Source organism: Photorhabdus laumondii subsp. laumondii, from assembly GCF_003343245.1.
GTDB classification, from domain to species: domain Bacteria; phylum Pseudomonadota; class Gammaproteobacteria; order Enterobacterales; family Enterobacteriaceae; genus Photorhabdus; species Photorhabdus laumondii.
In genome coordinates this window covers 1,510,829-1,524,169 of record NZ_CP024901.1, presented here as the reverse complement: position 1 = coordinate 1,524,169, position 13,341 = coordinate 1,510,829, and the positions used below count along the sequence as shown (strand labels likewise).

General features: G+C 44.7%; 11 protein-coding genes. 10 read left to right on the top strand and 1 reads right to left on the bottom strand.

The window, feature by feature from the left end; genetic code table 11:
* Positions 1 to 32: 32 nt before the first annotated feature.
* Positions 33 to 1,214 (bottom strand): 3-demethoxyubiquinol 3-hydroxylase, encoded by a 1,182-nt coding sequence (gene ubiF / locus PluTT01m_RS06750; protein WP_011145637.1) that lies wholly within the window; start codon positions 1,212 to 1,214, stop codon positions 33 to 35.
* Between the two features lie 198 nt (positions 1,215 to 1,412).
* On the opposite strand from ubiF, the gene miaB reads away from it, so the two are divergent.
* The 10 genes from miaB (at position 1,413) to leuS (ending at position 13,337) form a co-directional block, all read left to right on the top strand.
* Positions 1,413 to 2,843 (top strand): tRNA (N6-isopentenyl adenosine(37)-C2)-methylthiotransferase MiaB, encoded by a 1,431-nt coding sequence (gene miaB / locus PluTT01m_RS06745; protein ID WP_011145636.1) that lies wholly within the window; start codon positions 1,413 to 1,415, stop codon positions 2,841 to 2,843.
* A gap of 87 nt (positions 2,844 to 2,930) precedes the next feature.
* The gene (locus tag PluTT01m_RS06740; protein WP_049789758.1) at positions 2,931 to 3,908 is read left to right on the top strand and encodes a PhoH family protein; all 978 of its coding nucleotides are present in this window, start codon (positions 2,931 to 2,933) and stop codon (positions 3,906 to 3,908) included.
* Positions 3,905 to 4,372, top strand: coding sequence for an rRNA maturation RNase YbeY (ybeY, locus tag PluTT01m_RS06735; protein WP_011145634.1), 468 nt, complete (start codon positions 3,905 to 3,907; stop codon positions 4,370 to 4,372). Before PluTT01m_RS06740 ends, ybeY begins: the two co-directional genes overlap by 4 nt.
* A 72-nt stretch (positions 4,373 to 4,444) precedes the next feature.
* Positions 4,445 to 5,326 (top strand): CNNM family magnesium/cobalt transport protein CorC, encoded by an 882-nt coding sequence (corC, locus tag PluTT01m_RS06730; protein WP_011145633.1) that lies wholly within the window; start codon positions 4,445 to 4,447, stop codon positions 5,324 to 5,326.
* Between the two features lie 7 nt (positions 5,327 to 5,333).
* Entirely contained in the window at positions 5,334 to 6,863 is a 1,530-nt protein-coding gene (lnt, locus tag PluTT01m_RS06725; RefSeq protein WP_011145632.1) for an apolipoprotein N-acyltransferase, read from the top strand.
* Positions 6,864 to 7,425: 562 nt separating this feature from the next.
* Positions 7,426 to 8,319, top strand: a complete 894-nt coding sequence (locus PluTT01m_RS06720) for an amino acid ABC transporter substrate-binding protein (protein WP_011145631.1) — start codon at positions 7,426 to 7,428, stop codon at positions 8,317 to 8,319.
* A gap of 132 nt (positions 8,320 to 8,451) precedes the next feature.
* Complete coding sequence (locus PluTT01m_RS06715; RefSeq protein ID WP_011145630.1) at positions 8,452 to 9,192, top strand: amino acid ABC transporter permease; 741 nt, start codon at positions 8,452 to 8,454, stop codon at positions 9,190 to 9,192.
* Positions 9,193 to 9,867, top strand: coding sequence for a glutamate/aspartate ABC transporter permease GltK (gene gltK, locus PluTT01m_RS06710; protein WP_011145629.1), 675 nt, complete (start codon positions 9,193 to 9,195; stop codon positions 9,865 to 9,867).
* Positions 9,867 to 10,592: an amino acid ABC transporter ATP-binding protein gene (locus PluTT01m_RS06705; RefSeq protein WP_011145628.1), complete on the top strand. Its 726-nt coding sequence runs from the start codon at positions 9,867 to 9,869 to the stop codon at positions 10,590 to 10,592. The genes gltK and PluTT01m_RS06705 overlap by 1 nt, the downstream gene beginning before the upstream one ends.
* Before the next feature lie 162 nt (positions 10,593 to 10,754).
* The gene (gene leuS, locus PluTT01m_RS06700; RefSeq protein ID WP_011145627.1) at positions 10,755 to 13,337 is read left to right on the top strand and encodes a leucine--tRNA ligase; all 2,583 of its coding nucleotides are present in this window, start codon (positions 10,755 to 10,757) and stop codon (positions 13,335 to 13,337) included.
* The last annotated feature ends 4 nt before the right edge of the window (positions 13,338 to 13,341 follow it).

Below are 13,341 nucleotides of genomic sequence, written 5' to 3'. Positions count from 1 at the left end.
CGTGCTTGTGAGCTTCACTACCAATCTATACGTTACAATCCTAACGCATACTTAAGCACCGTTTTTTTCATTACGCCAGCCCGTTGAGCTGCCATCAGCGCCAGATTACGAGCAACTTTCAGCCCTGGCAATTCATTACTGAACACGGTGTAAAATAGATCCATTCCAGCTTGCATCATTCGGTTATCCGGCATTCTACGACGCTGATAACGCATCAATACTTCCAATGAATCCCACTGCTCTGTTAATTCTCTCGCCTTCACCAAAACATCAAGCAGAGTATTCACATCCCGATAACCAAGATTTACGCCTTGCCCGGCCAGCGGATTAATGGTATGAGCTGCATCCCCCAACAATACTAATCCTTCACGCACATAACTGTTAGCATGATGACGAGTCAAAGGAAATGAACCGGCGGCAACGGGAGTCACTTTACCTAACCGTATAGGAAATGCCTGGAAAATCTCCTGTTCAAGTTGAGCCATTGACATTGCCTGTAATTGTCGTATGCGTGCCGGTTTGTCGTACCACACCAGCGAAGCCCATTGATCAAACAGTGGAAGAAACGCTCTCGGGCCAGAAGGAAAAAACTGCTGCCAAGTAATATCCTGCTGGGGCTGTTCTGTTTTTACCGTGATCAACATACAAGACTGTCTGTACTGCCAGCCACGACTGCCAATTCCTGCCATTTGCCGAACCTGAGAACGAGCACCATCAGCCCCGACAATCAAACGAGCAGCCATCTCCGTTCCATCAGCCAGAGTCACTAACCAACCCACTTTCTGCCACTGCATTGCTTGCAATACTGCCGGGCATAGCAAAGTCAAATTGGGATATTTTTCAAACTGCTGCCACAGAGCCAGTTGCAAGATACGGTTTTCAACCATATAGCCCAACTCAGGCAGCCCTAAACTTTGAGCATCAAACACCAAATTAGAATCATTCTGTTCCCAAGTCTCTAATGTACGATACGGCGCACTGCGCATCTGTAATACCGCATCCCATGCGCCAAGTTGTTTGAGCAAATCTACAGAAGCACAACTGATTGCTGATACACGCACATCAGGCTGACTCTGTGCATCATAAGATTGTGGTGGTTGATGATCCAATAAAGCAACTGTCCAACCTTCCTGTGCCAACCCCAATGCTGTTGCAGCGCCGATCATGCCAGCACCGACCACCACTACATCAAAAATCTGTTGTGAATTATTCATATCAACCATGCTATTAACCCATTGATTAGTACAGTGTACCGAATTTTTAATTCTCCGGTAGAGAATATCCTGTTTAACAGTCTGGTCACTGCTCCTGCAAATGACTACAATATCCGACAACTTTATGCCTAATACACAATTGCTTTTGCCGTGTAATAACACTTTTCAGCGCGGTAGAAAGCTCGGATGCACAAGAAAATGTCGACGATAAAAAAACTGTATATTAAAACTTGGGGCTGTCAGATGAATGAATATGATTCATCTAAAATGGCCGACCTGCTGGAAAGTACTCACGGTTATCAGTTAACCGATGTCGCCGAAGAAGCAGACATTTTGCTATTGAATACCTGTTCAATCCGCGAAAAAGCACAGGAAAAGGTTTTCCATCAATTAGGCCGCTGGAAAAACCTAAAAGATACTAATCCAGATCTCATCATTGGAGTCGGTGGCTGTGTAGCCTCTCAGGAAGGCGATTTCATCCGGCAACGCGCTCAATGTGTAGATATCATTTTCGGGCCGCAAACATTGCATCGTTTACCTGAAATGATCAACCAGGTGAAAGGTACCCGCAGCCCGGTTGTTGATATCAGCTTCCCGGAAATCGAGAAATTTGACCGTCTACCGGAGCCGCGTGCTGAAGGTCCATCTGCATTCGTTTCTATTATGGAAGGTTGCAACAAATACTGTACTTTCTGTGTCGTACCTTATACCCGCGGAGAAGAAGTTAGCCGCCCATGTGATGATGTTCTGTTTGAAATCGCTCAACTTGCCGCTCAAGGCGTACGCGAAGTCAACCTTCTCGGTCAGAATGTGAACGCCTATCGTGGTGCCACTTATGATGGTGATATCTGCTCTTTCGCTGAGTTAATTCGTTTGGTAGCGGCTATAGATGGTATTGATCGTATTCGCTTTACGACTAGCCACCCAATTGAATTTACAGACGATATTATTGCCGTTTACGAAGATACACCGGAATTGGTTAGCTTCCTGCATTTACCGGTGCAAAGTGGCTCGGACCGTATTCTAACGTTGATGAAACGCGCACATACAGCCCTTGAGTATAAAAGCATTATTCGCAAACTGCGTAAAGCACGTCCTGATATCTTGATAAGCTCTGACTTCATTATCGGATTCCCTGGTGAAACCCAAGATGACTTCGAGAAAACCATGAAACTGATCGCTGATGTCAATTTCGACATGAGCTACAGCTTCATCTATTCTGCTCGTCCGGGAACGCCAGCAGCCGATCTGCCTGATGACGTTAGTGAAGAAGAGAAAAAACAGCGCCTTTACCTGTTACAACAACGTATCAACCAACAAGCTATGAGCTACAGCCGTGCTATGTTGGGCAGTGTACAACGTATTCTGGTTGAAGGAACTTCCCGTAAGAATGTGATGGAACTTTCTGGCCGTACCGAAAACAATCGGGTTGTCAACTTTGAAGGCCAACCTGATATGATTGGCAAATTCGTTGATGTTGAAATTGTTGATGTCTACGCCAACTCACTACGCGGTAAAGTTATCCGTACCGAAGATCAAATGGATCTTCGTATACACGAATCACCTGAGTCCGTTATAGCCCGTACCCGTAAAGAAGACGAAATCGGGGTCGGCACTTATCAGCCCTAAATATAGAGATAATCAGTGACTCAACAAATTCATTCACAAATAGCAACCCAGGAAATTTTCCTCGAACCCGCCGACAATCAGCGCCTAATGAGCCTGTGTGGTCCGTTTGATGACAATTTGAAGCAGCTTGAACGCCGGTTAGGTATTGAAATTAGCCGTCGTGATAACCGTTTTAAACTGATGGGCAAACCGCTGTGTGTTAGCGCAGCCACCAATATCCTACAGCATTTATATGTGGAAACTTCCCCTGTCCGTGGCGTGATCCCTGATGTCAAGCCAGAACAAATTCATCTGGCAATTACCGAGAGCCGGGTTCTGGAACAAACCGCCGAGAGCATACCCGAATACGGTAAATCCGTTAATATTCGCACCAAACGCGGCATGGTAAAACCACGCACGCCCAATCAGGCACAGTATATTGCCAATATTCTTAGCCACGATATTACGTTTGGGATTGGCCCTGCCGGCACAGGAAAAACTTACCTGGCCGTTGCTGCTGCGGTTGATGCACTGGAACGACAAGAGATTCGCCGTATCCTGCTAACCCGTCCGGCTGTCGAAGCAGGCGAAAAATTGGGTTTCCTACCGGGTGACCTGAGCCAAAAAGTGGATCCGTACTTGCGCCCACTCTACGACGCTTTGTTTGAAATGCTCGGTTTTGAAAAAGTTGAAAAGCTGATCGAACGTAACGTTATTGAAGTTGCCCCATTAGCTTATATGCGAGGACGAACCCTGAACGACGCTTTTATTATTCTGGATGAGAGCCAGAATACAACCATCGAACAGATGAAGATGTTCCTGACTCGTATCGGCTTCAACTCCAAAGCAGTTGTTACCGGTGACGTTACGCAGATTGACCTGCCTCGTGGGCAAAAATCCGGCCTACGCCATGCCACTGAAGTTCTATCAGGCGTCGGTGAGCTGAGTTTCAATTTTTTCCACAGTGATGATGTTGTCCGTCACCCAGTGGTTGCCAAAGTCGTTATTGCCTATGAAGAGTGGGAAGCAACCGAGCAAAAACGCAAACAAACACTCAGTGAACAACGCAAGCAGGAAGCACAATGAGTTCAGTCATACTTGATTTACAAATTGCCTGTGAGCATTCACAAGGTCTTCCTAAAGAAACCCTATTCCAGCACTGGCTGGATGGGGTTTTACCGCAATTTCAATCTGAAAGTGAAGTCACTATCCGTATTGTTGATGAGGCAGAAAGTCACGATTTAAATCTGACCTACCGTGGTAAAAATAAGCCAACAAATGTGTTATCTTTCCCATTTGAGGCACCACCAGAGATTGATTTACCCCTGCTTGGCGATTTAATTATCTGTCGTCAGGTCGTTGAAAAAGAAGCGGAGGAACAACAAAAAACAATAGAAGAACATTGGGCGCATATGGTGGTCCACGGATGCCTACATCTGCTGGGCTATGATCATATCGAAGATGATGAAGCTGAAGAAATGGAATCTTTGGAAACAGAAATTATGCAAAAGTTAGGTTATGCTGACCCCTATCTTGCAGAAAAAGAGTAACCATTCGTACCATTTTTATGCTAAAAAATACCAACAATAACTTATTTAATGGGAAATTTTCATTAAAACGCCATGAGCGACGACCATCCTTCAAGTAATGACAACCCTAGCCCTAAGAAAGGGTTTTTCACTCTTCTTCTTAACCAACTTTTTCACGGTGAGCCAAAAAGCCGTGATGAACTGGTGGAACTGATCCGTGACTCTGAACAAAACGATCTGATTGATCCTGATACCCGCGATATGCTCGAAGGGGTAATGGATATTTCCGATCAGCGTGTTCGGGATATCATGATCCCCCGTTCTCAAATCGTTACCTTAAAACGTAATCAAACCCTGGACGAATGTCTGGATGTGATTATCGATTCGGCTCACTCTCGTTTCCCTGTGATCAGTGAAGATAAAGATCATATTGAAGGGATTTTAATGGCAAAAGACCTATTGCCATTTATGCGCACCGATTCCCCACCATTCAGCATAGATAAGGTTCTGCGTCAGGCTGTCGTTGTACCTGAAAGTAAACGGGTTGACCGCATGCTGAAAGAATTCCGTTCTCAACGTTATCATATGGCAATTGTCATTGATGAGTTTGGTGGTGTATCGGGCCTAGTCACTATCGAAGATATTCTTGAATTGATCGTCGGTGAAATTGAAGACGAATACGATGAAGAAGAAGATGTCGATATTCGTGCCTTGAGCCGTCATACCTATACGGTACGAGCACTGACTCAGATTGAAGACTTTAATGAAGCCTTTAGCACCCAATTCAGTGATGAAGAAGTGGATACTATTGGTGGTCTGGTTATGCAGGCATTCGGTCATTTACCCGCCAGAGGAGAGTCCGTTGATATCAACGGCTATCTCTTTAAAGTTGCTATGGCCGACAGCCGAAGAATTATTCAAGTTTATGTTACGATACCGGACGATGCGCCAATACCTAACCTTGAAGAAGAATAAAATCTGAATGAACAAAGCTTCATTATTAAATTGCCAGCGGCTACGCGCCTTACTGGCACTGTTTTTTGGAGCCAGTGGAACACTGGCTTTTTCACCTTTTGACTTCTGGCCTGCCGCGATTATCTCCCTGTTTGGACTACAACTTCTGACTTTAAACAGAACACCCCGACAAGCGGCATTTATTGCTTTTTGTTGGGGATTCGGTCTGTTCGGCAGTGGTACAAACTGGGTGTATGTCAGTATTGCTAATTTCGGTGGCATGCCAACCACAGTCAATATTCTGCTGGTCATATTACTTGCCGCCTATCTCTCGCTCTATCCTGCTTTATTCGCTGCCTTACTCAATCGTTTCTTCGCAAAAACGAACGGGTTGAGGCTGGCTGTAGCAGCACCTGCATTATGGCAACTCACCGAATTCCTGCGAGGCTGGATTCTAACCGGTTTCCCCTGGCTACAATTCGGCTACAGTCAATTAGATGGTCCAATGAAAGCCATTGCACCAATTTTGGGTGTTGAGGCCATCACTTTCCTGTTAATGGCTCTCAGCGGGTTATTCGTTCTGGCCGTCATACATCGGAAAATAGTCGCTGGTATTATCGCTGTCGCCATTCTGCTATTACCATGGCCAATACGCCATTATCAGTGGTACAGCCTGCTATCTGAAAAAACTGTTGATGTCGCGCTGATTCAGGGAAATATTCCACAATCCCTGAAATGGGACCCTAAAATGCTCAGCGAAACTATGGACATCTACATGGGCAACAGCCTGCCATACATCGGCAAAATGCCGATAATCATCTGGCCGGAGTCTGCTATTCCTTCATTGGAAAGTTATCAACGCCACTTTCTAACAAAATTGGATGAACTGTTACGCAATCAACATACCAGCCTCATTACCGGTATTGTCGATGAAAGAGCCGTTGGCGACCGTGATAAGATCTATAACAGTGTGATTGTCCTCGGCGATAAAATACCTTATCAATATCCGGCAGCTATTCGCTACGATAAATATCATCTGGTACCATTCGGTGAATTTGTTCCGCTAGAATCCCTACTCCGGCCTCTGGCACCATTCTTCAACTTACCCATGTCTTCATTCAGCCGTGGCAACTACATTCAACCACAGCTTTCTGTTGCAGGATATAACCTAACCACCGCTATTTGTTATGAAATTATACTGGGTGAACAAGTTCGGGCGAATTTCAAACCGGATACCGAATTCTTACTCACTGTTTCCAATGATGCTTGGTTTGGTGGTTCAATTGGCCCTTGGCAACATTTCCAAATGGCGCGCATGCGTTCCCTTGAATTAGGACGCCCGTTACTACGTGGTACCAATAACGGCATTACAGCTGTTATCCGCCCGGACGGAGAAGTGCAAGCAGCACTCCCACAATTTACCCGTAATGTCTTGGTAGCTAAAGTGACACCTGCAACCGGGATAACGCCCTATGCACGCTGGGGTAACTGGCCGTTATGGATAATTACCGTATCATTTTCTCTGTTTGCCTTAACGTATAACCGCCGTAAATCTTAATTCAAATATCCATCTTGATTCGAATGTCTAGACAGTCAAAAGGGAGCAAAACTGCTCCCTTGAAATTGTCGATTTAACATTATTAATCGGCCTTATCAACCTATAGAATCGTCTAGCAATTGGCATGAAATATACCTTGCCCAATTCAGCCATTGACCCATGCTAACCCTCAATCACTGATATCACTCTATGTATACAAGTAACCTACTTAAACAACTTATTGGTATTAATTTTACCCTTCGTTATTATTTTGGCATGCTAATTGCTACTATCTCTATGAATGAAAAGGAAAATAGCTGTTTCACTAATAAAAAATGGGAACATGCACCAAAAAAATGATAATCACGTATCTTTATTATGCAAGACAAACAATATTGTTCATTTATAGTGCGAGACAGCTCCCGAAATAGAAACAATTCATTTTCATTATCTAACCCTTTTGTACTATTTTTTAACACTATATACACATACAACAGCAAATGATCCTAGATTAAAAACAAATCACAGAGAGACTTTTGCAAACACAACATCGCAAACGATAGCCACATTAAAGGAGTTATATATGCGTATGCGTAATCTAGTATTAACCATGATGTTACTTGGCATGGCGGGGGCTGCTCAAGCCGAAGAATTAACGGGAACACTGAAAAAGGTTAAAGATGATGGTGTGATCATTGTGGGACATCGTGAATCCTCCGTACCTTTTGCTTACTACGATAACCATCAAAAAGTCGTCGGCTACTCTCAGGATTATTCTAATCTGATTGTTGAAGCAGTGAAGAAGAAACTGGACATGCCAAATCTGCAAGTAAAATTGATACCCGTGACTTCGCAAAATCGTATCCCATTGCTACAAAATGGCACTTATGATTTCGAATGCGGTTCCACTTCCAATAACCTTGAACGTCAGAAACAAGTCACTTTCTCTAACAGCATCTTTATTATTACAACACGTTTGCTGACTAAAAAAGGTTCCGGTATAAAAGATTTCCCAGATTTGGCGGGTAAAAATGTCGTTGTCTCAGCAGGTACGACTTCTGAAATCTTGCTGAATAAACTCAACGATGAGAAAAGCATGAAAATGCGCATCATCAGTGCAAAAGATCATGGTGACTCATTCCGTACTCTGGAATCTGGCCGGGCAATCGCCTTTATGGTGGATGATGCACTACTAGCAGGTGAACGCGCCAAAGCGAAAAAACCTGATCAATGGGAAATTGTTGGTACACCTCAGTCTAGAGAAGCCTATGGTTGTATATCGCGCAAAGACGATCTTCAATTCAAGAAGCTGATCGATGAGACCATTGTTCAGGCGCAAACCTCTGGAGTGGCAGAGAAATCATTTGAGCGCTGGTTCAAACACCCGATTCCACCCAAGAACCTGAATTTGAATTTCTCTTTGTCTGATGAAATGAAAGCACTATTTAAATCGCCAAATGATAAGGCGCTTGACTAGAAATATAATTAAAAAAATGACTATTTGATTGGCATCACAGGGTGCGAGGTGGTCGTTCCCTACCTCGCTTTTTTTCTCAGCCAATCAATCGTTTTCAGGGGATCAAGCTACACCCTAACAGGGAGTATTATTATGTCAATCGATTGGAATTGGGGCATCTTTTTGCAAGCTGCCCCTTTCGGCAATACGACTTATCTAGGCTGGTTGATAGCTGGATTTCAGGTGACGATTGCCTTGTCTATCTGCGCCTGGATTATCGCTTTCATTGTCGGCTCACTGTTCGGCATCTTACGCACTGTTCCCAATAAAATATTATCTGGGATAGGTACCTGTTATGTTGAGCTCTTTCGTAACGTACCACTGATAGTTCAATTTTTTATCTGGTATCTGGTTGTACCTGAACTACTACCAGAAAAAATCGGTCTGTGGTTTAAAACTGAGCTGGACCCTAATATCCAATTTTTTCTCTCATCCACTGCCTGTTTAGGTCTTTTCACTGCTGCTCGGATGTGTGAGCAGGTTCGTGCCGCCATACAATCACTACCACGTGGTCAAAAAGCGGCAGGGCTGGCAATGGGGCTAACCTTGCCGCAAACCTATCGCTATGTCCTATTACCCAATGCCTATCGAGTAATCATTCCACCCATGACATCAGAAATGATGAATCTGGTGAAAAACTCCGCCATTGCCTCCACTATTGGTCTGGTAGATATGGCAGCACAAGCAGGTAAGTTACTTGATTACTCAGCACATGCTTATGAAACATTTACGGCGATTACGCTAGCTTATATCGGAATCAATCTGGTGATTATGCTTGCCATGCACTTGCTTGAGAAAAAAGTGCGTTTACCGGGTAATATTGGAGGTCAATAAATGTACGAGTTTGACTGGAGTTCGATTATCCCCAGTATCCCGTTTCTGCTACAAGGCTTAGTCATTACAGCAAAAATCACGATTATTGCTGTTGTTGTCGGTATTCTCTGGGGAACCGTACTGGCTGTTATGCGCCTCTCTTCGGTAAAAGCACTGAGCTGGTTTGCCACTTTATATGTCAATCTGTTCCGTTCTGTACCACTGGTTATGGTACTGTTATGGTTCTATCTGATTGTGCCTAGCCTAGTGCAGAACGTTCTAGGGATTTCTCCGAAAACAGATATTCGTTTAATTTCAGCTATGGTTGCATTTGCCTTTTTCGAAGCTGCTTATTATTCAGAAATTATCCGGGCAGGAATTCAGAGTATTTCCCGCGGGCAATCTTCGGCAGCACTGGCATTGGGTATGACACCAATGCAAAGTATGAGACTGGTTATCCTGCCTCAGGCATTCCGTGCGATGACCCCGCTGTTACTGACACAGGGTATCGTACTGTTTCAAGACACCTCATTGGTGTATGTGCTCAGCCTAGCGGACTTTTTCCGTACTGCGGCAAATATCGGTGAGCGTGATGGCACTCAGGTCGAAATGATCCTATTTGCTGGTTTGGTTTATTTTATTATTAGTATTGCCGCATCTATGCTGGTTAACTATTTGAAGAAAAGGACTGTTTGATGATCTCCCTGAAAAATGTATCCAAGTGGTATGGCCAATTTCAGGTTCTCTCCGACTGCTCAACTGAAGTTAAAAAAGGTGAAGTCGTTGTGGTCTGTGGCCCGTCTGGCTCAGGCAAATCCACCCTGATAAAAACGGTCAATGGCCTGGAATCCATCCAACAGGGTGAAATTCTGGTTAATGACATTAAAGTTAATGATAAAAACACCAATCTGGCACAACTACGCTCTAAAGTCGGCATGGTGTTCCAGCATTTTGAGCTGTTCCCCCATCTATCCATCATTGAAAATTTAACTCTAGCGCAGATTAAAGTGCTTAATCGTGATAAAAAAGCAGCGGAAGAAAAGGGGCTGAAATTACTTGAACGCGTTGGGCTTGCCAGTCAAGCGAATAAATTCCCGTCTCAACTTTCCGGTGGTCAACAACAACGTGTAGCAATCGCCCGAGCCCTTTGTATGGACCCGATTGCCATGCTATTTGACGAACCTACCTCCGCACTCGACCCTGAAATGATCAATGAAGTGCTCGATGTCATGGTTAAACTGGCAGATGAAGGGATGACCATGATGGTTGTTACTCACGAAATGGGCTTTGCCCGTAAAGTAGCCAACCGGGTTATCTTTATGGATGAAGGCAGAATTGTTGAAGATAGCAAAAAAGAAGATTTCTTTGCGAATCCAAAATCAGATCGCGCCAAAGAATTTCTAGCTAAAATTCTTCACTAACCTCATTTCATCCCCGGTGGTGACTCCCGTCGCCATCGGATTTTCCCTCAGAACCTCTGTTTCTTATATACCAAATCAGATATGCTATGCCGATCTCATATTTTACCAACTAAATGATTGCTACAAACGTAGCTTTTTACTCACCATAGGATCATCGGTGCCATGCAAGAACAATACCGTCCAGAAGATATAGAGCCGCAAGTTCAGCTTCACTGGCAAGAGAAGCAAACTTTCAAAGTGACAGAAGACAACAGCAAAGAAAAATATTACTGCCTGTCCATGCTACCTTACCCTTCTGGTCGACTACACATGGGCCATGTACGTAACTACACTATTGGCGATGTTATCTCCCGTTATCAACGTATGCTTGGAAAAAATGTCCTGCAACCTATCGGTTGGGATGCATTTGGCCTGCCCGCAGAAGGTGCCGCAGTAAAAAACAATACTGCACCTGCTCCGTGGACCTACGCCAACATCGAATATATGAAAGGTCAATTGAAAACACTGGGCTTCGGTTACGACTGGGATCGTGAAGTCACAACCTGTACCCCGGAATATTACCATTGGGAACAGTGGTTTTTCACCAAATTGTATGAAAAGGGCTTGGTTTATAAAAAAACCTCCTCAGTTAACTGGTGTCCCCACGATCTGACTGTTCTGGCTAATGAACAAGTGGTCGATGGCTGCTGCTGGCGTTGTGATAGCAAAGTTGAACGTAAAGAAATTCCACAATGGTTTATCAAAATCACTGATTATGCCGAAGAGTTGTTAAGCGATCTGGAGACGCTGGAAGAGTGGCCGGAGCAGGTCAAAACCATGCAGCGCAATTGGATTGGCCGTTCTGAAGGGGTAGAAATCACTTTTGATGTGGCTGATAGTCAGGAGAAACTGACCGTCTATACCACTCGTCCTGATACGTTCCTCGGCGCCACTTATGTTGCGATTGCCGCCGGTCATCCTCTGGCAAAACAAGCAGCAGAAAATAACCCTGAACTGGTTGCTTTCATTGATGAGTGCCGTAATACCAAAGTTGCAGAAGCAGATATGGCAACAATGGAGAAAAAAGGCATGGCAACCGGTATGTTTGCTATTCATTCATTGACCAAAGAGAAAGTGGCAATCTGGGTTGCAAACTTCGTCCTGATGGAATACGGCACCGGTGCAGTCATGGCAGTGCCTGGCCACGATCAACGCGACTGGGAATTTGCGACAAAATATAACCTGCCAATAAAAGCCGTTATTCTGGACAATGAAGGTAATGAACCGAACGTCCATGAAGCACCGGTAACAGATAAGAATATCCTGTTTAATTCCGGTGAATTTAGCGGTCTGAATCACGAAGCCGGTTTTAATGCCATCGCTAATAAACTGGTGGAAATGGGCGTAGGTAAGCGTAAAGTCAACTATCGTCTGCGCGACTGGGGTGTTTCCCGTCAACGCTACTGGGGTGCTCCTATTCCAATGGCAACACTGGAAAATGGCACAGTTGTTCCGGTTCCAGCAGATCAACTGCCTGTTATTCTGCCAGAAGATGTCAAAATGGATGGCATCACCAGCCCAATTAAAGCTGATCCTGAGTGGGCAAAAACCACTATCAACGGCCAGCCCGCACTACGTGAGACCGATACCTTCGATACCTTTATGGAATCTTCCTGGTACTACGCTCGCTACACCTGCCCAGATTATGACAAGGGCCTGCTCGATCCAGCAGCGGCTAACTATTGGCTGCCAGTTGACCAATACATCGGTGGTATCGAACATGCCATCATGCATCTGATGTATTTCCGTTTCTTCCACAAACTGATGCGTGACGCAAGCTTGGTCAATTCCAATGAACCTGCCAAACGTCTGTTATGTCAGGGCATGGTTCTAGCCGATGCTTTTTATTATATCGGCAAAAATGGTGAAAAAATTTGGGTTTCCCCGGCTGATACTATCGTTGAACGTGATGATAAAGGCCGTATCGTTAAAGCGACGGATAAAGAAGGCCATGAGCTGGTTTATACCGGCATGAGCAAAATGTCTAAATCCAAAAACAACGGTATTGACCCACAATTGATGGTAGAAAAATATGGTGCTGATACCGTTCGCCTGTTTATGATGTTCGCGGCACCACCAGAGCTGACGCTAGAATGGCAAGAATCCAGCGTTGAAGGAGCAAATCGCTTTTTGAAACGTGTGTGGCGCTTGGTTTATGAACATAGCAGTAAAGGGGCAACTCAACCACTGGATATCACAAACCTGACAGTGGAACAAAAAGATCTATTCCGTGACCTGCACAAAACCATCGCTAAAGTTACAGATGATGTTGGTCGCCGTCAGGCATTCAATACTGCTATCGCTGCGGTAATGGAATTGATGAATAAACTGACCCGCGCACCACAGGAAACTGAGCAAGATCGCGCTCTGATGCAAGAGGCACTGTTGGCGGTTGTCCGTATGTTGTCACCAATAACTCCTCATGCTTGCTTTATTATGTGGCAAGCTCTGGGTGGTGAAGGTGGTATTGATACGGCTGATTGGCCACAAGCTAATGAGCAGGCAATGGTTGACGATACCAAGCTAGTCGTCATTCAAGTTAACGGTAAAGTGCGTGGTCGTGTTACTGTGCCAGCCGATGCGACTAAAGAATATGTTCATGATCTGGCAGCACAAGAGTATGGTGTGGCGAAATACCTTGAAGGCGTCACTATTCGCAAAGTCATTTATGTACCAGGCAAACTGCTGAATCTGGTCGTCGGCTGATAAA

Coding starts and splice junctions, on each gene's coding strand:
- miaB (WP_011145636.1), top strand. CDS start 1,413: ATGTCGACGATAAAAAAACTGTATATTAAAACTTGGGGCTGTCAGATG.
- PluTT01m_RS06705 (WP_011145628.1), top strand. CDS start 9,867: ATGATCTCCCTGAAAAATGTATCCAAGTGGTATGGCCAATTTCAGGTT.
- PluTT01m_RS06740 (WP_049789758.1), top strand. CDS start 2,931: ATGAGCCTGTGTGGTCCGTTTGATGACAATTTGAAGCAGCTTGAACGC.
- ybeY (WP_011145634.1), top strand. CDS start 3,905: ATGAGTTCAGTCATACTTGATTTACAAATTGCCTGTGAGCATTCACAA.
- corC (WP_011145633.1), top strand. CDS start 4,445: ATGAGCGACGACCATCCTTCAAGTAATGACAACCCTAGCCCTAAGAAA.
- lnt (WP_011145632.1), top strand. CDS start 5,334: ATGAACAAAGCTTCATTATTAAATTGCCAGCGGCTACGCGCCTTACTG.
- ubiF (WP_011145637.1), bottom strand. CDS start 1,214: ATGAATAATTCACAACAGATTTTTGATGTAGTGGTGGTCGGTGCTGGC.
- gltK (WP_011145629.1), top strand. CDS start 9,193: ATGTACGAGTTTGACTGGAGTTCGATTATCCCCAGTATCCCGTTTCTG.
- PluTT01m_RS06720 (WP_011145631.1), top strand. CDS start 7,426: ATGCGTATGCGTAATCTAGTATTAACCATGATGTTACTTGGCATGGCG.
- leuS (WP_011145627.1), top strand. CDS start 10,755: ATGCAAGAACAATACCGTCCAGAAGATATAGAGCCGCAAGTTCAGCTT.
- PluTT01m_RS06715 (WP_011145630.1), top strand. CDS start 8,452: ATGTCAATCGATTGGAATTGGGGCATCTTTTTGCAAGCTGCCCCTTTC.